The organism is Mesorhizobium sp. B2-5-4, assembly GCF_006441095.1.
Taxonomy (GTDB): domain Bacteria; phylum Pseudomonadota; class Alphaproteobacteria; order Rhizobiales; family Rhizobiaceae; genus Mesorhizobium; species Mesorhizobium salmacidum.
Map to the genome: position 1 here is coordinate 56,591 of NZ_VFUR01000004.1, position 22,254 is coordinate 78,844.

Below are 22,254 nucleotides of genomic sequence, written 5' to 3' on the forward strand. Positions count from 1 at the left end.
GCCGTGGCGGTGACGCCGCTGAGTGCCCGCTTACGGAATTTTCAATGAATATTCAGACGAACCTAGCCCAGATCGAGAAGACAAGCGCGAGCTTCCCAGTCATCACGGAAGAGCCGATAAGATCCACATTCCTGCCGGAGGAACGGCTCCGGCTGCTCGGCGAAAGCCTGGCCAAGGGCGATCTGACGGATCTGTTCGGCCTGATACCGTTCGACTTTCAAGCCCGTATCCGTGACAGCGCCAAGAAGATCCTCGAAGTCTACCGGTCTACCAATGCCGCGCAGGCGAGGGGCGAAACCATCACGCCGGCCGCGCAGTGGCTGCTCGACAACAACTATCTGATCGAGGAAACCATTTTCCAGGTCAAACGCGACCTGCCGCGCCGCTTTTACCGGCAATTGCCGACCCTGAAACTGCCCGATGGCGGTACCGTGCCGCGCGCATTGGCGCTGGCCTGGACTTATGTCGCGCATTCCGACAGTTCCGTCTCGGCGACCATGTTCAAGTCTATCGTCCAGGGCTTTCAGTCGGTCGAACCGTTGAAGATTGGTGAACTCTGGGCACTGCCGTCCCTTCTGCGTTTCGTGCTGATCGAGAACCTCCGTCGCCTGGCGGTCAGGGTCAACCGCACCCGCCAGATGCGCCAGATCGCCAATGACGTGGCCGACAAGGTGCTGGCGACCGACGACAATCCGGATCGGCAGACGATCCTAGCCAATTTCAGCGCGCATGCGCAGGACACCACCTTTGCCACTCAGCTTCTCTATCGCTTGCGTGACGGATCGCAGAACGCCGGCAAGGCGCTGGAGTGGCTGGAAGGCGAACTCGAGAAGACCGGCTCGGATGCCGAGGAAATCATCATTTCCGAGCACCAGACGCTGTCCAGCGGCAATGTGACCACCGGCAATATCGTCCGCGGCCTGCGCCTCATCAACGACGTCGACTGGACGGTGTGGTTCGAAGGCGTCAGCCGCATCGATACCGTGCTGCGCGAGCGCACCGATTTTGCCGCGCTCGACTTCTTCTCGCGCGATCAATACCGCACCGCGATCGAGGAACTGGCTCGCCGCTCGAACCTTTCGGAGTACCGTGTCGCCGAAAAAGCCATTGAACTGGCCGGCCACGCCGTCGGTGAAACCGTCCCGGAGAGCGGTGAAGGAGTGGACGCCCAGGTCGCATCCGCTCATACCGATGTCGGTTTTTACGTCGTTGGCCCGCGCCGGCTGGAACTGGAAAAGGCGATCGGTTACCGGCCCACGATCAGCCAGACGGTCAAGCGGACCTTCGCCAAGACCGGCTGGCTGGGCATCGTCCTGCCCGTCTTCGCGCTGACCGTCCTGCTGCTTGTCCTGTCCGGCAACGCCCTTTCCAATCTCGGCCTGTCGGTGCCGTCGATCGTGCTGATGCTGGCTCTGTTTGCCGTGCCGGCCAGCGAAGGCGCGCTCGCTTTCTTCAACACCGTGGTCTCGCTGTTCCTTAAGCCGACACGCCTTATCGGTTACGACTACAGGCACGGTGTGCCGCCCGAGGCGCGTACTCTGGTGGTCGTGCCGTCGCTGATCGGCTCGCGTGACGATGTCGAGGAAAACATCCGCAACATCGAAGTGCATTACCTCGCCAATCTGGCGGACGAGATCCATTTCGCGCTGCTTTCGGATTGGCCCGACAGCAAGATCGAGATCGATGCGGCGGATACCGAGATCCTCGACTTCGCCCGCGCCGAAATCGCCCGTCTCAACGCGCGCTATCCCTCCGACGGCGCGCCGCGCTTTTATATCCTGCACCGCCGCCGGCTCTACAATGCCGGTCAAGGGTGCTGGATGGGCTGGGAACGCAAGCGCGGCAAGCTGCACGAACTCGACCTCTTGCTGCGCGGCGACAGCGATACCACCTTCCTGCCGCTCGAAGTCCCGCTGCCGGAAAAGGTCGTCCATGTGATGACGCTCGACGCTGATACCCGCACCACCCGCGATGCGGTATCGAGCCTGGTCGGCAAGCTTTGCCATCCGCTCAACCGTCCGCATTTCGACGCCACGAGGCGCGTCGTGACCGCCGGTTACACCATCCTGCAGCCGCGCATCACCGCTTCACTCACCAGCGGCGACGAAGCCTCGTTCTTCCAGCGCGTCTTCTCGGCCAATCGCGGCCTTGATCCCTATGTCTTCGCTGTTTCGGACCTCTATCAGGACGTCTTCAGTGACGGATCCTTCACCGGCAAAGGCCTCTATCATGTCGATGCCTTCGAGGCCGCCTTGCAGGGCCGCATCGAGGAAAACACCATCCTCAGCCACGATCTGCTCGAAGGCGCCCTGGCGCGCGCCGCACTGGTCACCGACGTCGAACTGGTCGAGGATTACCCGACCCGCTACTCGGTCGATGCCTCGCGCCACCATCGCTGGGCGCGCGGCGACTGGCAGCTTTTGGGCTACATCTTTAACCCTCGTTCCGGCGTTCCGGCCTTGTCGCGCTGGAAGATGGTCGACAATCTGCGCCGCTCGCTGACGCCGATCTTTTGGGTGATGGCGGCGATCGCCGGCTGGACCTTGCTGCCGTTCACGCAGGCCGCGCAGTGGCAGGCCTTGCTGATCCTCAGCCTGTTCATGGCGCCGACCTTCGACGTGGTCAACGCCATCCTGCCCAAGAGCGGCGACCAGACGCCGCGCGGCCATTTCTCGGCGCTGGCGCGCGACGTCGCCTTCGGCACCGCCATGGTGGCGCTGAAGATCGTGCTGATGGCACATAACGCCTGGATGATGGGCGATGCCATTGTGCGCACGCTCTACCGGCTGTTCGTCAGCCGGCAGAACCTCCTGGAGTGGCGCACCGCCTCGCAGGCGCACAAGGCGGGCGACAACGATGTCGGCTCCTATTACGGCATGATGTATGGCGCCGTGATCATCGGCTTTGTCGGCCTCGCCATTCCGGTGCTGGCCGATTCCACCGGTGCCTTCGTCGCCTTCTTCTTTGCCTTGTTCTGGATCGGTTCGCCAGCGATCGCCAGCTGGATCAGCCGCTCCGCCGAAACCGAGGACCGGCTGCGCATATCGCAAGCCGACATCCATACGCTGCGCACCGTGGCGCGGCGCACCTGGCATTATTTCGAAACCTTCGTCACGGCAGAACATCACAATCTGCCGCCGGATAATTTCCAGGAGAGCCCGGCGCCCGTCGTGGCGCCGCGCACCTCGCCGACCAATATCGGCGTCTACCTGCTCTCGGTCGTTTCGGCGCGCGATTTCGGCTGGATCAGCCTTTCCGATGCCATCACCCGCATCGATGCAACCATGACGACCATCGAGAGCATGCCGCGCAGCCGCGGCCATCTCTTCAACTGGTACGACACCACGACGCTCAAGCCGCTCTATCCGCTCTATATCTCGGCTGTCGACAGCGGCAATCTCGCCGGTCACCTGGTGGCGGTGGCGGCGGCCTGCGCCGAATGGGCGGAAGCGCCTTCCGTCCACCTGCAGGGCGATTTCGAAGGCATTCTCGACACGGTGACCATCCTGAGCGAAAGCCTCGATGAACTGCCCGACGACCGCCGTCAGTTGCGCCCGTTGCGCCAACGGCTTGTCGATCGCCTCGACGGCATGCGGCGCGCCGTCGACACGATCAAGGCCCAGCCGGAAATGGCGTCGATCCGCACCATCAACCTGGCGGTGCTGGCCGGCGAAATCCGCAAGCTCGCCACCGCCATTCACACCGAGGCCGCATCGCCGCAGAGTGACGTCATCGTCGACTGGGCGGCAAGGCTCGAAGCCACCTGCGAGGCGCACGTCCACGACGCCCACAGCGACGAAAACGCTGTCGAGGCTCTGCGTGCCAAGCTGCTCACCTTGCGCGAGCGCACCCGTCGTTTCGCCTTCGAGATGGAATTCGCCTTCCTGATGCGGCCGGAGCGCAAGCTTTTGTCGATCGGCTACCGGGTCGAGGAACATCAGCTCGACGAAAGCTGCTACGATCTTCTGGCTTCCGAGGCGCGGCTGACCAGCCTGTTTGCCATCGCCAAGGGCGATCTGCCAACCGAACACTGGTTCAGGCTCGGCCGCCCCATCGTCGAGATCGGCTTCCAGGGCGCGCTGATGTCGTGGTCCGGCTCGATGTTCGAGTACCTGATGCCGCCGCTGGTGATGAAGGAGCCGCAAGGCTCCATCCTCAACCAGACCAGCAAGCTGATCATCAAGCGCCAGATGCAGTACGGCCGCCAGAAGAACGTGCCGTGGGGCATCTCGGAAGCGGCCTACAACGCCCGCGACCGCGAACTGACCTATCAGTACACCAATTTCGGCGTGCCGGGGCTTGGGCTCAAGCGCGGCCTTGGCCAGAACACGGTAATTGCGCCTTACGCGACTATCATGGCGGCGCAGTTCAACCCGCGCGAAGCGGTGCAGAATCTGGCCCGGCTGCGCGAGATCGGCGCGCTTGGCCGTCATGGCTATTATGATGCGGTCGACTTCACGCCGCAGCGCGTGCCGGAAGGCACCAACCAAGCGGTCGTGCTGAACTACTATGCCCACCATTCGGGCATGTCGATCGCCGCCGTCGCCGACGCCATCTTCGAAGGTCGCCTGCGCGATCGCTTCCACAGCGATCCGGTCATTGAATCGGCCGAACTGCTGCTGCAGGAGAGGGCGCCGCGCGATATTCCGACCGCCACCGTCCGCACCGAGGCCGACGAGCGCTCCAAGGACGAGACCGAAACCGAGAGCCCCGATACCCGCATCGTGCTCGATCCCGTGCGGGCGCTGCGTTCGACCAATGTGATGTCCAACGGCCGCTATTCGGTGATGGTGACCGCGACCGGCTCCGGCTACAGCCGCTGGGGCGATCTTTCCGTCACCCGCTGGCAGCCCGACCCCGTCGAGGACCGGCTTGGCTCCTACATCTTCCTGCGCGACGCTGCCACCGGCGACTGGTGGTCGGCGACATCGGAGCCCAGACGCGCCGCCGAGGAAAAGACGCAAACCTTGTTTTCCGACGACAAGGCGAGCTTTGTCAAAACCGCCGGCACGCTGCGCTCCGAGGTGGAATGCATCGTTGTTTCCGAGGGCAATGGCGAGGGCCGCCGGATCACGCTCTACAATGAGAGCACGTCAGACCGTCACATCGAAGTGACGTCCTTTGCCGAGCTGGTGCTGGGCTCGGAGGCCTCCGACAACGCGCATCCGGCTTTCTCGAAGATGTTCGTGGAAACCGAGATCGCCGCCAACAATGGCGCGATCTTCGCCACGCGCCGCAAGCGCGAAACCAGCGAGCCCGATGTCACCCTGGTGCATTTCGTCACCGATCCGTCGGGACCGGCGCGTGATGCCGAAGCCGAGACCGACAGGCGCGCCTTCATCGGCCGTGGCCGCACCATCGTCGATGCCGCCGCTTTCGATCCAGGCGCCAGGCTGGGTGGCCATTCCGGCTTCACGCTCGATCCCATCGCCTCGCTGCGCCGTCAGGTGCGCGTGCCCGCCAACAAGAAGGTATCGCTGACCTTCTGGACAGTCGTCGGGGCCAACCGCGCCGAGCTGGATGAGGCCATAAGCCGGCTCGACCATCAGGAGAGCTTTGCTCGCCAGGCCATGCTTGCCTGGACGCGCAGCCAGGTGCAGACCCGCCATATGGGCCTCAGCCTGACCGATGCGGCCAATGTGCAGAAACTGGCGCGCTATCTGATCTATCCCGACCCGTTCCTGCGGCTGCCGGCCGAGTCCGTTGCTTCCGGATTGGGCAAGCAGTCGAGCCTGTGGCCGACAAGCATTTCGGGCGATTACCCGATCTTCCTGGTCAGGATCGGCGACGTTGCCGATCTGGAGATCGTTGCCCAGGCGTTGCGCTTCCAGGAATATATGCGCACCCGCGGCATGATGATCGACTTCGTCGTCGTCAACGAGCAGGCTTCCTCCTATGTCCAGGATCTGCAGCGCGCGGTCGAAACGCTTTGCGAAAACAGCCGCTTGCGCGGCAAGGAACTCGGACCCCGCCAGCACATTTTCGCGGTGCGCCGCGACCTGATGGAGGAAACCACCTATAAGACGCTGCTCGCCGTCGCCCGAGTTGTGCTGCATACGCGCAACGGCACCATCTTCGACCAGATCGAACGGGCCGAAGCGGCCGCACTGCAGGCACGCGATGGCCAGCAGCCGGCAGGGTTGCCAGGCCCGCGCGAAATTCCGGCGCCCGCACCGCAGATGCATGCATTTGCCTCGCAGGCGGGGGCCGATGTCAGTGCTGATGGCTCCGGCCTCAGCCAGTGGAACGGTTTTGGCGGCTTCGACGGCGACGGGCGGCATTATGTGGTGCGCCTGACTGGCGGGCGCACCACGCCGCAACCCTGGATCAACGTCGTCTCCAACGCCTCGTTCGGCTTCCACACCTCGGCCGAAGGTGCTGCCTTCACCTGGAGCCGCAACAGTCGCGATTACCAGTTGACGCCATGGTCGAACGACCCGGTGTCCAACCGGCCGGGCGAGGGCGTCTATATTTACGACCAGACCAGCGGCAAGGCGTTCTCGCCGATCGCCGCGGTGGTGCGCGATCCCTCGATGACCTACGAAGCGTGGCATGGCCAGGGCTTCTCGACCTTCCGCTCGAAGCGCGGATCGTTGTCGATGGACCTGACCCACGTCGTCGATCCCATCGATCCGGTGAAGATCACGCGGCTGCGCATCCAGAATTCCGGCCCGGTACCGGCCCGGCTGCGCGTTTACGCCTATGCCGAATGGGTGCTTGGCGGGCATCGGTCGCGCACCGCGGCAACTATAGTGCCGTCCCGCGACGGTGCCACCGGCGCGCTGCTGGCGCAAAATCCCTACGGGCTCGATTTCAGCGAGCGGGTGGCCTTCCTCGCCGCCGACACCGGCGTCCACTCGGTGACATCAGACCGGGCCGAGTTCCTCGGCCGGCACGGGTCCAGCGAGTTGCCGCAGGCGGTGCTGAGCGGCGCGGCCCTGTCAGGCCGCGTCGAGGCCGGAGATGATCCTTGCGCGGCGATCGCCCGCGACATCGAGATTCAGGCTGGCGGCGACGTCACGCTCATCTGGCTGCTTGGCGATGCCGAGTCTTCGGCGCAGGCGAGCGCGCTGGTGCAGAAGCACCGGGGCAAGGATTTCGACCAGCGCCTGGCCGACAATGAGCGCGAATGGCGCGCCTTCCTCGACACCATCCAGGTCGAGACGCCCGACAAGGCGCTCGATGCCATGGTCAATCACTGGCTGCCTTATCAGAGCCTTGCCTGCCGCATCCGCGCCCGCTCGGCTTTCTATCAGGCAAGCGGCGCCTTCGGCTTCCGCGACCAGTTGCAGGACACACTCGCCTTGCTGGCGCATGATCCCACGCTGGCGCGCGACCAAATCCTCAATGCCGCGCGGCGGCAGTTCCCGGAAGGCGACGTGCAGCATTGGTGGTTGCCGCGCACCGGCGCCGGCGTGCGTACCCTGATCTCCGACGACGTGGTGTGGCTCGCCCACGCCACGGCCCGCTATCTCTTGGTGACCGGCGACGCCACTATCCTGAAGGAGCAACTGCCTTTCCTCGACGGACAGGTGCTGGGCGAGGGCGAGCACGACGCCTTTTTCACCCCGGAAATCTCGAAGAAGACGGTGTCCCTGTACGACCACTGCGCGCGTGCGCTCGACCTCGCCATCAAGCGCAGCAGTCCAGCCGGCCTGCCGTTGATTCTCGGCGGCGACTGGAACGACGGCATGAACCGTGTCGGCGAGCACGGCAAAGGCGAGAGCGTGTGGCTGGGCTGGTTCCTGCTGAAGACGCTGGGCGACTTCGCCGCGGTCGCCAGGACCGAGGGCGACACCAAGCGCGCACAGGCCTGGACAAAACATGCCGACGCGCTGAAGCGAGCGCTCGAAAGCACGGCATGGGATGGCGAATGGTACCGGCGCGGCAGTTTCGATGACGGCACGCCTTTGGGGTCGCGTACATCGCAAGAGTGCAAGATCGACTCCATCGCCCAGTCCTGGAGCGTGCTTTCGGGCGAGGGCGACCCGGCGCGGTCGACCACCGCGATGCAGCAGGCGACGAAGCTGCTCGTCGACGATCATCTCAAGATCGTCAAACTGTTCACTCCACCCTTCTCGAAGACGCAGAAGGATCCCGGCTACATCAAGAGCTATCCGCCTGGCGTGCGCGAGAATGGCGGCCAATACACCCATGCCGCCACCTGGTTCGTCATTGCGCTCGCCGAGATGGGGCAGACCGATGAAGCCTATCGCTGCTTCTCGATGCTGAACCCGGTCAACCACGCGTTCGACGAGGCGTCGACCGAGCACTACCGCGTCGAACCCTATGTAGTGGCGGCCGATATCTATGCCGGGGACGACAAGGGTGGGCGCGGCGGCTGGACTTGGTACACCGGCTCGGCGGGCTGGCTCTACCGGGCGGCGGTCGAAGGCATCCTGGGCATCGAACGGCGCGGCAAGCAGATCACATTCCGGCCGAAGCTGCCCAGCCACTGGGATGGCTACCAGGCTTCGCTTAAGATGCTGGGCGCCGACATCAAGGTCCAGGTCGTTCGCGACAAAAAGGCCAAGACGATCTCGCTCGAAGTCAACGGATCGAAGACAAAAGCGGCGTCCTTTGAACCCAAGGCCGGCGGCCAGACCGAGGTCGTGGTCAAGATACCAGCGTAAAATCAGCAGTTTATGTCAGAAGCGCGCGCGTCCTCCGGACGCGCGCCGCCGCGCCCTGTTTACTTGCGCGCGATCTGTGGGGCGTCCGCCAAAGACGCGCGAAACCGACCGTGCAAGCTCGCGTTGATTAAAAATGTGGCAGTGCTCCGCTGCTGCCACGATTTTGCCGCAAGGCTGACATTTCACCTTTTATCTCAAACCGTTAGGTGATCACGTCAGATTTCGTATCGTCGTCATCTTTTGTTCGCTAAACGGGAACGGAAGCGATAGACGGGCATTGTTTTGCGACGCATCAACCGTTAGGTGTTACGAAATGGTGCAGTGCACAATATTGGTGTTGGGCACAATAGAAAGTTGGCGGAGTAGCTAAAGTGTCACTTCTGCAGATCTATTGGAGAGCGCTGGGATATCTGGCTGCCGACAAGAAGCGCGTCGCGCTGATCTGTGCGGCCAACGTCGCGCTTGCAGCCATCGCGATCCTTGAGCCGATCCTTTTAGGCCGGGTGATCGGCGCTATTTCCGAAAAAGGTCCGGTGTTTTCGACGCTTGCGGTTTGGGCAGCTCTCGGTCTCTTCAATGTCATGGCCTTCGTGCTGGTGGCGCGTGGCGCCGATCGTTTCGCCCATGCCCGTCGTTCGGAAGTGTTGTGCCAGTCCTTCGAGCGCGTAATCACCATGCCGCTCGCCTGGCATCACCAGCGCGGCACCTCCAATTCGCTGCACACGCTGCTGCGCGCCGTTGAAACCCTTTTCAGCTTGTGGCTCGAATTCATGCGCGTGCATCTTTCGACGGCCATCGCGCTGGTGCTGCTGGTGCCGACCGCGCTTGCGATGGACGTCCGCATGTCCATTGTGCTGCTTGGCCTTGGCGTCCTTTACGTGGGCATCGGCCGTATCGTCATGCGCCGCACCAAGGCAGGGCAGACCGCCGTTGAGCGTCACTATCATACCGTGTTTGCCCATGTGACCGACAGCGTCAGCAATGTCGCCGTGCTGCAGAGCTACAACCGCATCGGCCACGAGACCGCGGCGTTGAAGCGTTACGTCAAGGGCCTGCTCGACGCGCAGAACCCTGTGCTCGACTGGTGGGCGATTGCCAATGCGCTGAACCGCCTGTCCTCGACCATTTCGATGATGATCGTGCTGTCGATCGGCGCGTATCTCGTCACCCGTGGCCAGCTCCGCGTCGGCGACGTCGTGGCCTTCACCGGCTTTGCCGGAATGCTGATCGCCCGTCTCGACCAGATGTCGGCCTTCACCACTCAGATTTCGGAAGCCCGCGCGAAGCTTGAGGATTTCTATAAGCTCGAGGACTCGGCCGCCGATACCGCCGAGCCGGACGGCCTGCGCGACCTTGCCAACGTCACCGGCCATGTCCGTTTCGAGGATGTCAGCTTCGAGTTCGCCAATTCGGGGCAGGGCGTCAGCGATGTGTCCTTCGAGGTGCAGGCGGGCCAGACCGTCGCCATTGTCGGGCCGACAGGTGCGGGCAAGACCACGCTCATCAATTTGCTGCAGCGCGTCTTCTCGCCGTCCAGTGGCCGTATCCTGATCGACGGCATCGATACCCGCACGGTGACCCGCAAGTCGCTGCGCCATTCGATCGCCACCGTGTTCCAGGATGCCGGGCTTCTCAACCGCTCGATCGAGGACAATATCCGGGTCGGCCGTGCCGACGCGACCAACGAAGAAATCCATGCCGCCGCCACCGCGGCCGCGGCGCAGGATTTCATCCTGGCCAAGAGCAACGGCTACGACACGGTGGTCGGCGAACGTGGCGGCCAGTTGTCTGGCGGCGAGCGCCAGCGCATCGCCATCGCCCGTGCCGTGCTGAAGGATGCTCCGATCCTGGTGCTCGACGAGGCGACCAGCGCACTCGACGTCGAGACCGAGGATCGCGTCAAGGAAGCGATCGACGAATTGCGCCGCGACCGCACCACCTTCATCATCGCCCACCGCCTGACCACCGTCCGCGACGCCGATCTGGTCGTGTTCATGGACAAGGGCAAGGTGGTGGAGATGGGTGGCTTCGCCGAACTGTCGCTGCGCAACGGCCGCTTCGCCAGCCTGCTGCGCGCCGGCGGCCTGCTCAATGACGAGGAAGTCCGCCGCCTGAGCCGCTCCGTACAGGGTGAGGCCGCTTGAGCCGGTTTTTCCTTCCCCCACAAGAGGGAAGGAAGACGCTTCTACGCCTGCGACACCACCGCTCGATTGCCCCAAACGCATCGGCGGTCTATGTAAAGTCGCATGAGTGACACCACCTCACGCCTGAGCGGCTGGGCCGATCTTGCCAATCCGACGCGGTTCGTCGGGATGGCCGACAAGCTTGTACCGTGGTTGGCGGCGCTCGCCGCGCTCGTCCTCGCCGTCGGCCTCTATATGAGCTTCACCGCGCCCGAGGATTTCCAGCAAGGCATCACCGTTCGCATCATGTACATCCATGTGCCTTTCGCCTGGCTCGCCATGATGTGCTACACGCTGATGGCGCTGTCTGCCCTCGGCACGCTGGTCTGGCGCCATCCGCTAGCCGATGTCGCGCTCAAATCAGCGGCCCCCATCGGTGCGGTCTTCACCGCGCTGGCGCTGATCACGGGTTCGATCTGGGGCAAGCCGATGTGGGGCACCTGGTGGGTCTGGGACGCAAGGCTGACCTCGGTGTTCGTGCTGTTCCTGATGTATCTTGGTATCATCGCGCTGACCCGTGCGCTGGATGATGCCAGCCGCGCCGCCTGGGCCGCCGCCATCATCACGCTGGTCGGCTTCATCAACATCCCGATCATCAAATTCTCGGTCGACTGGTGGAACACGCTGCACCAGCCGGCTTCCGTGTTCAGGCTCGGCGGCCCGACCATCGATCCCAGCCTGCTCTGGCCGCTGCTGGTGATGGCCGTCGGCTTCACCGCGCTCTTCTTCACGCTGCATCTGATGGCCATGCGCACCGAAATCCGGCGCCGCCGCGTCATTGCCATGCGGCGGGTGGCGGCGCGGCAGGCGGAGCGTCCGGCCTAGAAATTCACCCCATAAGTCCGCGTGCCGCCACCGGCAGCGTTCCCAGCACCTTCTCACCGTCGATCAGATTGACCTCGTTGAACAGGTTGGTGACGACGCAGCAATGGTCCGGCACCACACGCACGCGTTTGCCAATGCGCAGCTTGCCATCGCCCGACAGCGTGACCGTACCGTGCTCCTCGCTCAGGCCCGTCACCAGCGCTCCCGGCACGCCCATCAACTCTCCGAAATCCTTTAGCCCCAGCGTGTCGCTGGACAAGGCCTTGCTGCCGGCATCGAGAATGGCGCGTGACGCTGTCGGATGGCTGACCACGGTTGCCAGCACCGTCAGCGCGCAATCGTCTAGGCCGCCGACGCCTTTGGCGACCTGGTAACGGTCGAGATAGATATAGGTGCCGGGCCGGTATTCGGTAACGACGGAGCCATCGGCGGAACGCCACATGTCAGGCGTGCCGCCGCTGGAGATGCGCTCGCAAGCGAGACCCGAGGCGGCCAGCGCCTGTTTGGCGTCGGCAAGCCAGGCTTCGGCCTCCATGGCCCGGCCGGCGGCCGGATAGGTCATCAGTCCGCCGAAGGCAAGGCCGCCGGCCTTGTCCATCAACCTCGCCAGCGCAACCGCTTCATTGGCAGTCTGCACGCCGCAGCGTCCCATGCCGGTGTCGCATTCGACCAATACCGATAGCGGGTGCCCGGCATCGATGAAGGTGGCGGCGAGCCCTTCCAGCGTCTGCGCGCTGTCGGCCGTCACCGACAGCTTCACGCGACCATGCAGCGCCTTCAGCCGTTCGAGCTTGGCGCGCCCAAGGATGTTGTAGGGGAGAAAGATATCCGTCAGCCCGGCATCGGCCATCACCTCGGCCTCGCCGATCTTCTGGCAAGTAATGCCTACGGCGCCAGCCGCCACCTGTTTCTTCGCCCAATAAGGCAGCTTGTGCGTCTTGATGTGCGGCCTGAGCTTCAGTCCGTTCTTGTCGGCATGGGCTTGCGCTCTGGCGATGTTGGCTTCGGCGCGTGCGGCGTCGATGAGGATCGACGGCGTATCGAGGTCATGGATGGTCGGCATCGGCTATCTCTGTGAAAATTCGCAGGGTTTATGAGCCTGAAAGCAAGCGATGTCACGCCGCAGGCGAACCCGATCGGTGGGCCATGGTCGGGAACGCGCAAGGCTCGAATAAGCAGAATGGATCGACACCGCACCGGCGTTCGGCTATGCGATCTATCGGAAAAACCGAGACCAGGGGTCATGATCATGAAACGCTCCGCAATCAACGATATCATCCGCGAAGCCGACGCTTTCATCCGCTCGTTCGGCTACATCATGCCGCCCTTCGCCTACTGGTCGCCGGAAGAGATGAAGGCGCGTCAGGTCGATTCCTCGGCCATCTTCACCTCACGGCTCGGCTGGGACATCACCGACTACGGCCAGGGCAAGTTCGACGATCTCGGCCTGTTCCTGTTCACCGTTCGCAACGGTCGCTACGAGGACATGAAGAAGGGCATGGGCATGCTCTATGCCGAGAAGATCATGATCTCGCGCAAGGAGCAGATGTCGCCGATGCACCGCCACAACATCAAGGCCGAGGACATCATCAACCGCGGCGGCGGCAAGCTGGTGCTTGAACTGTTCATGCATGACCGCGATGGCGGTATCGACCCCAAGGCCGAGGTGTCGGTGCCGGTCGACGGAACCATCCACAGGTTGCCGGCGGGCGGGCTGTTGAAGCTCGATCCGGGCCAGAGCGTCACGCTTTTGCCCGGCGTCTGGCACGCCTTCTGGGCCGAAGGCAAGGATGTCCTGATCGGCGAGGTATCGACCGTCAATGACGATCGCACCGACAATGTCTTCCGCGAGCCGATCGGCCGTTTCGCCGATGTCGAGGAAGACACGCAGCCACTGCACTTGCTGGTGGCCGACTATGACAAATGGCTGGGCTGAAGGCATCCGCCCTTAGCGCCAATTCGCCCCCAGATTTGCGGGCCAGTAACCAAGTCCGAGGAGTAAGTCTTGAAATCAGTTCTAGTTGCCGTTGCCGCCTTGGCGGCCCTCAGCTTGCCGGCCCATGCGGCCGGCTTTGATGACATTGTCCTTTCCGCGACGAAGGACGGGGGAACGCCTCAGAGCAGCTTCCCTGTCGACACACCGGTGATTTATGTGTCGGCCGATTTGGTGGATATCGCGCCCACATCGAAAATCACATTCTCCTGGGTCTCGGTCGATTCCCACGGCGCCGCACCGGAAAACTATACTATCGACAAGGTCGACCTCGACGTCGGAGCGAACAACGAGGCTGATTCACAACTCACCAAACCTACGGCGGGATGGCCGGAGGGCACCTATCGTGTTGATTTGGCCATTGATGGAACGGTTGCGGAATCGGTGCCCTTCAGCATTCCATGATCGGAAATTAACCGCCTGGGAAGGTCGGCCGGCGCCCTGTTAGTCGCTTTCGGGTGGCGCTTCTTTTTGCCAGCCGGCTAGCTCCGGCAGGTCGTCAAGCCAACTTTTCTCGGTCATCAAGGCATCGCTGGTCTGCGGTGCCGCCTCCGTGGCGTTTTGAATCAGCCAGTCCACCCACTTCCGATAGGCAACCGGGTCAAGTTGGGGCGGCAGCACCTTGGCCTTGAGCAGCATCCTCTTGCGGAAACTGGTTTGCCTGCGCAGTTTGGTGGTCGTGAATTTGATTGCCTTACCTTGGTATTCAACTATCCACCGGACGCTCCCATGGCTGACAAGCCTGTCGACGGCGAATCCGGCATCGACCGGTCTATGGCGCCAAGGAAGCTCGATAGCGTTCTTCCTCAGATCGATAGCCCATCGCCTGTAATTGGCCCCGGTACGCTGAGACGGCAGCACGCCGGCCTGTTCGAGCATCTTCCTTCGGAACGTAGGCTGCTTCTTGAGCTGGCCGGTCGTCAGTTCGATTCGATGTCCACGAAATTCGACCTGCCACCGGACCCTCCCATTGCCGACATACTTCACCAACCTGTCGATGAAGAACTCGCCATCGGCCAGCATCACGCAGCCTTGGCTGATGCTTTCGCGGATGAACTCCGTGTCAGTGACCATCAGGCGGCCTTATACGGGAATGGCAGCCCACATGCGATCGGTGAAGGGCAAGATCGCCGCGCTTCTGGCCTTTAGGTCCGGTTGGCGTGGGCGCGTTGCTCCTGTGCCTTCTTACAGATGTCATCCAATTTTTCGCGGACCCGGTCGTTATCAAACAGCAGCTTGGCGCGTGAGAATCCTCTGCTACGAAGCTCCCATTCAATGGCAAGCCATCCTTCATAGTCGCCAGACGCCGCAAGCTTCCCGGCTTCGCGCCACATATGCGCGTCACGCTCTCGGGACACACCTTTCTCCCGTGCTAATGCGCCAAGCATATAGGCATATAGGCATATAGGACGTCGGGCCCCGCTGAAATCGCTGCGCGACAGCTTTTTTTGCGAGGGACGCCCATTATTTTTACATTTTGTGATTTGCACGATATGGTTAACAGGGCTCTGGTAGGTGCAGGCCTTTCTGGCTTCAGGCGTTTGGGCAGAAAAAAGGGCGGGGGTGTGAAAGGTGGCCAAACATGGCCAATACGAACACCATTGTCTTGAGCGGCGACTATGGCTACCGCCAATATAAGGCATCAAACCTGCCCGCCGACACCACAATCGATGCCACCAACGCCTCGTGGATCGTTGCCAATCAGGGAAGCCCCACCAACCTCTATCCCTTCGCGGTCGTCAACCCCGGCGACAACCTCACGGCTTTCGGCGGCACGATCAACGGCACGGTCTCCCAAACCGGCGACTGGGAGAACATCTACGTCAACTCCGCCGCAGTCCGTGTGAATTCAGCCCACAGCTTTGTCATCGACGACTTTACGATCACCCAGCCCTGGGATGGCATCCGTGTCGGCGGCACTGGCACCTTTCTTATCGAGGATAGCTATGTCGGCAACTCACGAGACGACGCGGTCGAGGACGACGACGTCATCGGCGGCACCATCCGGGATTCCTTGTTCGACCACGTGTTTTCCGGAGTGAGCCTTGGCGACGGTGAGGTGAATGGGTCTGGCAACTCGGTCACCATGGATGGCATGCTTCTGGGCATGGGAGAGTATCTTCGCAAGGGCGTGATGACCCACGGTTCGCCATTCAAACTCGACAAGGGCACAGGCGCCAACGACATCGTACCCAGCTTGCACTTTGTCGACTGCGTTGTGGCGATCACCGACGTTCACCACAACGGCTTGGAGCGGGTGCAGCGGGCCTGGGACAAGACAGTCGAGTCGCACGGCAATTACTATCTCAACCTCTCCGACACGCCGCTGCCGGCGAATTATCCAATGCCCCCCGCTGGCTGGACGGTCCTTCAAGGCCAGGCGGCCCGCGACTATTGGGACCACGCCAAGGCGGCCTGGCATGCAGCCCATGACGGGACCGACCCGACACCGTCACCTCCGCCCCCGCCGACCGACCCGACACCGCCACCTCCGACGGACCCGACACCGCCACCTCTGACGGACCCGACCCACGGAACGACCGGCAACGATACATTTGTCGGCACCGGCGCGGCCAATACCTTTGATGCCCAGGCTGGCAACGATACACTGCGGGGCCTCGGTGGCAACGACGTGCTGACTGGTGGCAAGGGCGAGGACACCTTCGTGTTTGACACGGCCTATGGCCCCGGCAATGTCGACACGATCACCGACTTCGACGCAGAACATGACGCGCTTTATCTCGACAGTGCTGTCTTCACCAAGCTCGGCCCCGGTTCCTTGTCCAGCCCGACACAGGTGAACTCGTCGTATTTCGAGTTGCAAGAACACGCCGCCCACAGCAACGATTACCTGCTCTACGACCGGACCACGGGCGTTCTGTCCTATGATCCCGACGGCTCGAAATCGGCCCCGCAGGTGGAAATCGCCCATCTGGAGCCCGGGGCGGCCCTGACCTATCACGACGTGTTCGTCGTTTGATAACTTCTGCGATCGCACCGATAGTGGTGTCGCCGCCATCGGCCCGGAACTGGTGATGGCACCGCTGATTGCAAGGGCCGGCGCATGTGCGTCTGTCACGATCAATGTGGCCGACGTTTATGGGCAACGTGAAGAATCATCCATGGACGACGGCGTTTGGCTCCTGGACTGGGTCGCGAAGCCAGCCGACTGTTCGTCCGGCAGCTTCCTAACGAGAAGCTCCTACATCAGGTGCTGCGAATGGAACCGAGGCGAAGTCTGTGCCGCCTTCAGGCAACCGTTTGATTGAACTGCGGAAACGGCGGCCGCATCAGCATAGCAAAATTAGTCAACCAGCATGTAACTCTTAGCGTTCTCTAATGCGCCTTAACTACTTGATTTTGTTGTTAAAAAGAGAAGTGGCTGGGGAACCTGGATTCGAACCAGGACTAACGGAGTCAGAGTCCGTGGGTCTACCGTTAACCTATTCCCCAGCAGGCGCGGTCATGGACCGCGCGGGCCGAACGGCTGAGCCGCTTGAGCGCTGCCTTGTAGCCGCCAGCGGAAAATAGTCAAGCCTGCTCTGCGGTTCAATCGCAACGTTTCGGCCTCTGGTATCAGGCGCCGAGTTCATATGGCGCGCACAATGCGGGTGCAAAGTCCGATCCGATGCCTCAGCTCTCCTTGCGGCTGAATTGCGAGCGTTCGAAGAACAGCACGATGCCGAGGCCCAGAAACAGCGGGATGATCAGATAAAACAGCCGGAACACCAGCAGCGCCGCCAGTACGCCGACCGGTTCCATGTCGGAAAGCCCGGCCAGAAACACCACCTCGAACACGCCGAGGCCACCCGGCGCATGCGAGATCTGGGCGACCGAGAAGGAGACGAGGAAGACGCCCAGCACGACAAAATAGCCGGGATTGTGCACTCCGGGCAGGGCGAAGAAAATGATCGCCGCGGCGGCGATCAGTTCGATCGGGCCGATCAGCAATTGCCGTGCGACGATCGGCAGCGCCGGATAGTGCAATTGGAAGCTGCCGATCGTCAACGGGCGCAGATGCAGCCAACTGCCGAATATATAGGCTGCGACGAGGATCAGCATCGCGATGCCTGCGGCCTCCGACAGGCCGTGATGGGCGATGCCGGAGAATCGGTCGATAATCTGCGGCTCGAACACCAGCACAAGGCCCGAGGCGAGTATCGTCGACAGCACGAAGGTTATCCAGCAGACCGCCACCAGCACGCCGACTTCCTGGCCGGTCAGGCCCCTGGTGCCGTATGCGCGGTAGCGGATGACGGCGCCGGAAAACACCGAACCGCCGATATTGTGCGACAGCGCATAGGTGGTGAAGGAGCAGAGCGTGACGAACAGCCACGACACTCGTCTCCCGATATGCAGCAGCGCGATGTGATCGTAGCCGGCGAGCGCGGCATAGGCAACGACCGAACTCAAGCCTGCCAGTATCCAGTCGCGAGCCGGAATGGCCGCCAGCCCGTCCCAGACGTCATCCAGCGAGATGCCGCGCAATTCATGCCAGAGCAGCAGCAACGAGAAGATCACCGCGCCGATGCCGACGACCGGCCAGAAATAGCGTTTCCAGTTCATTGCCCGACTGCCATGCGTTGTGTATCCGCTTCCTTTCTGTCGAGAGGCCAACCGCCCCGCATTCCCCATTCATTTCAGAAATGCCTCATTGAAGCCGGCTATTCAACCGCGAACACTTGTCGCGCCTGATGCCGGCAAGACCTGCCTGCACTGGACAGGGCGCAAAACGCTGACAAGCGGCGAGGGCATCGGCTTCGACGGGCGCGGTCTTCGCTGGCGCCGCGGTATCAATCCAGCCTTGCGGGTACATTACGGCGGTGCAGCGAAAAAGGCGGTTCGCGCCCCGGCCGGCAAAATTCAGCATGCGGCCCTTGGTGATCGGCCACAGCACTGTTAATCTGGCCGCAACTTGAAACATGCCAAAGCGCCTGCTGCGTCCGTCACCGGTTCGCGCGGCGCCGGAAGGAACGACAGTGGAAGACCGCGACACCGGCGCAGGCGCGCCGGAGGTGGGCGCGTCCAGCGCTTCCCCGGGATCGTCAGGCCCGGGCACAGCCGGTTGGCAGCAACGCCCGACGGAGCCTCGCTCCGTGAACGGGCAGGCAGGCGACGCGACCCACAGCCAGAAGGGCAAGCCCAAGAAACGGCGCAAGCGAAGGCGTGGGCGCAAGGTTTTTGCGCGCGACGATGCGCGCCCCGGGGACAATCGATCGCCGGCACAAGGCAAGGCCGCTGTCGCGGCAGTGGAGCTGAAGCCTGTTGCCGCTGCGGCGATCTCGCCCGTCGTTCCAATCCCACGCCCCGAGCAAGGACACCGCAGGCCGCCGGTGCACGAGCTTCCGGTCTTTGCGGCGCTGGACCTCGGCACCAACAATTGTCGGCTGCTGGTCGCCGTCCCCACGCGTCACGGCCAGTTCCGCGTCATCGATGCCTTCTCACGCATCGTCAGGCTGGGCGAGGGGCTCACCGCCAATGGCCGGCTCGGCCAGCCGGCGATGGACCGCGCGGTTGAGGCGCTGAAGGTCTGCGGTGACAAACTGCGCGGCCGCAAGATCAGGAAGGCAAGGCTGATCGCCACCGAAGCCTGCCGCACCGCCGAAAACGGCGTCGAGTTCCTCGATCGTGTAGAACGCGAAGCCGGCCTGAAGCTCGAGATCATCGACCGTCAGACCGAAGCCCGCCTTGCGGTTTCCGGCTGCGGTTCGCTGGTCGAGCGCGACACGCAAGGCGTCGTCCTGTTCGACATCGGCGGCGGCTCCTCCGAGATAGCGCTGATCGATCTCACCGGCCGCCGTTCGCCACGCCTCGCCAACCATATCGTTTCGTGGACATCGCTGCCGGTCGGCGTCGTGTCATTGGCGGAACGCTTTGGCGGCCGCACCGTAACGCGCGAGATCTTCACCGCCATGGTCGACGACGTCGCCGGCAGGCTGGCCGCTTTCGAGGGCCGCGATCGGTTGAGCCATCTCAAGGCCAGCCCGAATTTCCATCTGTTGGGCACTTCGGGGACGGTGACGACGCTGGCCGGCGTCCATCTCGACCTCGAACGCTACGACCGCCGCCGGGTCGACGGCCTGTGGATGGACCGCGACAGCGTCGACCGCATGGTGGAGAGGCTGGTCGGCTGGGATTTCCAGCAGCGCTGCGCCAACCCCTGCATCGGTGCTGACCGCGCCGATCTCGTGCTCGCCGGCTGTGCTATCCTCGAGGCAATCCGCGCCGTCTGGCCCTCGGAGCGGCTTCGCGTCGCCGACCGGGGCCTGCGCGAGGGCATATTGAGCGAGCTGATGGCCGATGACGGCGTCTGGCGCAACGATGGACGTGCTAGGGCATGATCATGCTCAAACAAGAAATCAGGCAATGACCAAGAAACCGGAAAAACCAGGGTCCGCCAGCATTCGCGTGTTGAAAACGCGGATCAAGAAAAAAAGTGGCCTGAAGGAATCGTCGCGCCGCTGGCTGCAGCGCCACATCAACGATCCCTATGTCCAGCGCTCCAAAGCCGACGGCTATCGCTCGCGCGCGGCCTACAAGCTGATCGAGATCGACGACAAGCACAACCTCTTGAAACCCGGCATGAAGGTGATCGACCTCGGTGCCGCCCCCGGCGGCTGGTGTCAGGTCGCGGCCGCGCGCACGAAATCGACGGCCGAGCATCCGCATGTCGTCGGCATCGATTATCTCGAAATGGACGCCGTGCCTGGCGCGCCGGTGCTGCTGCTGGATTTTCTCGATCCGCAGGCTCCGCAAAAGCTCTCCGAAGCGCTGGGCGGGGATCCGGATGTCGTGCTGTCCGACATGGCCGCACCGACCACCGGCCACAAGCGGACCGACCATATCCGCACCATGCATCTGTGCGAGGTGGCGGCCGATTTCGCGCTGTCGGTCTTGAAGCCCGGCGGCCATTTCCTGGCCAAGACCTTTCAGGGTGGCGCCGAGAACGAGCTGCTCTCCATGCTCAAGAAGAATTTCCGCTCCGTCCACCACGTCAAGCCACCGGCATCGCGCGATGAGTCGGTGGAGCTTTATCTGTTGGCCAAGGACTTCAAGGGGCGAGAGCCGAGCAGGGAGTAACGCCTTCCCTTCTCCTCTTGCACAAGGGGAGAAGGGAGAGAGCCTCACTCTCCCGGCGATCTCACCTGTTCCAGCGTCTTGGGCGTTGTCAGCGGGCCATGGCGGGAGACGGCATTGCCGGCATCGGGTGCCAGCCGCATGAACGACAGCGATGCCGCCGCCGATACCGCCGCCACGAGGAAGAAGGCGATATGGAAGTCGCCCAGCGTCAGCGGGCCGCCATGGATCGAGGTCGAGACTTCCAGAACGCCGCCGGCGAGCGCCACGCCGAGCGCGATTGACAATTGCTGGAACACCGCCGTGATCGGTGTCGCCTTGCTGGTGTCCTCGGCCGACACCTCGGCATAGGAGAGTGCGTTGACACCGGTGAAGAACATCGAGCGGATGAAGCCGCCGACCAGCAATATGGCCAGCATCAACGCATAGGGCGTCTCTGGGGTGAAGAGACCATAGATGGCGATCGATGCGGCGGCGACAAGCGAGCCCAGGATCAGCACGCGGCGGAAGCCGACAACGCGGAAGATCAGCGCGGTGACGAATTTCATGCCGATGGCGCCGATCGCCGAGACGAAGGTGATCATGCCGGACTGGAACGGGGTCAGCCCGAAGCCGATCTGGAACATCAGCGGCAATAGGAACGGCACCGCGCCGATGCCGATGCGGAACAGGCTGCCGCCGAGCACCGACGAGCGGAACACCTGGTTGCGGAACAACTCAAGCGCGAGCAGCGGATTCCTGGCGCGGCGCGCATGCATCAGGTAGAGCGCGCCCGACAGCAGCCCCACGGCGATCGTGATGAAGCCGGTCGCCGGCGGCAGATAAGGCAGGCTGACCACCGACAGGCCGAAGACGACGCCGGATGCGGCCAGTCCGCTCAGCACGAAGCCGACGAAATCGAGCGGCGGCGTCTCCATCGATTCAGTTTCCGGCAGGAAGCGGGTGGCCAGCCAGATGCCGATCAGGCCGATCGGCACGTTGATCAGGAAAATCCAGTGCCAGGTGAAGTAGGTGGTGATGAAGCCGCCGATCGGCGGGCCCACCAGCGGCCCGACCAGTGCGGGAACGGTCAGCCAGGACATGGCGGCGACCAGTTCGCTTTTGGGCGTGGCACGAACCAGAACCAGGCGTCCGACCGGGGTCATCATGGCGCCGCCGATGCCTTGCAGGAAGCGAGACACAACGAAGGCCGGCAGGGAACCGGAGAGGGCACAGGCGACCGAACCGGCAATGAACACCGCGATCGCGGCACGAAAGATGTTCTTGGCGCCGAAGCGATCGGCCATCCAGCCGCTGATCGGAATGAAGATCGCCAGCGACACCAGATAGGCTGTCAGCGCCAGTTTCAGCGCGATAGGGCTGGTATGAATGTCGATGGCGATCGCCGGCAGCGATGTCGCGATGACGGTCGAATCCATGTTTTCCATGAAAAGAGCGACCGCAAGGATAAGCGGGATGGTGCGGTTCAACGAACGCGTCCGGGTTTGATTCCAGATGTTGCCGACCTCGCCGGCACGCAGGGCGGTTATCATGGCCGGACATC

At 62.9% G+C, this 22,254-nt stretch carries 13 protein-coding genes and 1 tRNA gene; 8 read left to right on the top strand and 6 right to left on the bottom strand.

Translation table 11 applies throughout. The features are described 5' to 3' along the window. Positions 1 to 44 precede the first annotated feature (44 nt). The 3 genes from FJ492_RS06395 (at position 45) to FJ492_RS06405 (ending at position 11,641) form a co-directional block, all read left to right on the top strand. Entirely contained in the window at positions 45 to 8,633 is an 8,589-nt protein-coding gene (locus FJ492_RS06395) for a glucoamylase family protein (RefSeq protein WP_140769068.1), read from the top strand. A gap of 371 nt (positions 8,634 to 9,004) precedes the next feature. Further along, on the top strand, positions 9,005 to 10,777 hold the full coding sequence (locus FJ492_RS06400; protein WP_140769070.1) for a glucan ABC transporter ATP-binding protein/ permease: 1,773 nt from the start codon (positions 9,005 to 9,007) through the stop codon (positions 10,775 to 10,777). A 102-nt stretch (positions 10,778 to 10,879) separates the two neighbouring features. Then, positions 10,880 to 11,641, top strand: a complete 762-nt coding sequence (locus FJ492_RS06405) for a heme ABC transporter permease (protein WP_140714279.1) — start codon at positions 10,880 to 10,882, stop codon at positions 11,639 to 11,641. Positions 11,642 to 11,645: 4 nt separating this feature from the next. Here FJ492_RS06405 and FJ492_RS06410 read toward each other — a convergent pair whose 3' ends face one another. Continuing rightward, entirely contained in the window at positions 11,646 to 12,704 is a 1,059-nt protein-coding gene (locus FJ492_RS06410; protein ID WP_140769072.1) for a D-TA family PLP-dependent enzyme, read from the bottom strand. A 186-nt stretch (positions 12,705 to 12,890) separates the two neighbouring features. On the opposite strand from FJ492_RS06410, the gene FJ492_RS06415 reads away from it, so the two are divergent. Further along, positions 12,891 to 13,577, top strand: coding sequence for a D-lyxose/D-mannose family sugar isomerase (locus FJ492_RS06415; protein ID WP_140714283.1), 687 nt, complete (start codon positions 12,891 to 12,893; stop codon positions 13,575 to 13,577). Between the two features lie 69 nt (positions 13,578 to 13,646). Beyond that, on the top strand, positions 13,647 to 14,039 hold the full coding sequence (locus tag FJ492_RS06420) for a hypothetical protein (protein WP_140769074.1): 393 nt from the start codon (positions 13,647 to 13,649) through the stop codon (positions 14,037 to 14,039). Between the two features lie 39 nt (positions 14,040 to 14,078). On the opposite strand, the gene FJ492_RS06425 is transcribed toward FJ492_RS06420, so the two are convergent. Further along, entirely contained in the window at positions 14,079 to 14,708 is a 630-nt protein-coding gene (locus FJ492_RS06425) for a hypothetical protein (RefSeq protein ID WP_140769076.1), read from the bottom strand. 508 nt (positions 14,709 to 15,216) lie between these two features. Between FJ492_RS06425 and FJ492_RS06430 the strand changes: the two genes are divergently transcribed. Next, positions 15,217 to 16,614, top strand: a complete 1,398-nt coding sequence (locus FJ492_RS06430; RefSeq protein WP_140769078.1) for a calcium-binding protein — start codon at positions 15,217 to 15,219, stop codon at positions 16,612 to 16,614. Positions 16,615 to 17,013: 399 nt separating this feature from the next. Here the strand turns inward: FJ492_RS06430 and FJ492_RS06435 are convergent. The 3 genes from FJ492_RS06435 to FJ492_RS06445 form a co-directional block, all read right to left on the bottom strand. After that, positions 17,014 to 17,087: transfer RNA gene (locus FJ492_RS06435), tRNA-Gln, on the bottom strand. A 180-nt stretch (positions 17,088 to 17,267) separates the two neighbouring features. Continuing rightward, positions 17,268 to 18,200 carry a lysylphosphatidylglycerol synthase domain-containing protein gene (locus FJ492_RS06440; RefSeq protein ID WP_140769080.1) on the bottom strand — a complete coding sequence of 311 codons (933 nt, stop codon included), beginning with the start codon at positions 18,198 to 18,200 and terminating at the stop codon, positions 17,268 to 17,270. Between the two features lie 85 nt (positions 18,201 to 18,285). Further along, on the bottom strand, positions 18,286 to 18,558 hold the full coding sequence (locus FJ492_RS06445) for a hypothetical protein (RefSeq protein ID WP_140769082.1): 273 nt from the start codon (positions 18,556 to 18,558) through the stop codon (positions 18,286 to 18,288). Positions 18,559 to 18,613: 55 nt separating this feature from the next. On the opposite strand from FJ492_RS06445, the gene FJ492_RS06450 reads away from it, so the two are divergent. Both FJ492_RS06450 and FJ492_RS06455 read left to right on the top strand, forming a co-directional pair. Then, positions 18,614 to 19,975, top strand: coding sequence for a Ppx/GppA phosphatase family protein (locus tag FJ492_RS06450; RefSeq protein ID WP_140769085.1), 1,362 nt, complete (start codon positions 18,614 to 18,616; stop codon positions 19,973 to 19,975). A gap of 25 nt (positions 19,976 to 20,000) precedes the next feature. Next, positions 20,001 to 20,714, top strand: a complete 714-nt coding sequence (locus FJ492_RS06455; RefSeq protein WP_140714296.1) for an RlmE family RNA methyltransferase — start codon at positions 20,001 to 20,003, stop codon at positions 20,712 to 20,714. Between the two features lie 44 nt (positions 20,715 to 20,758). On the opposite strand, the gene FJ492_RS06460 is transcribed toward FJ492_RS06455, so the two are convergent. Then, positions 20,759 to 22,180: an MFS transporter gene (locus FJ492_RS06460; protein WP_140769288.1), complete on the bottom strand. Its 1,422-nt coding sequence runs from the start codon at positions 22,178 to 22,180 to the stop codon at positions 20,759 to 20,761. Positions 22,181 to 22,254 lie beyond the last annotated feature (74 nt).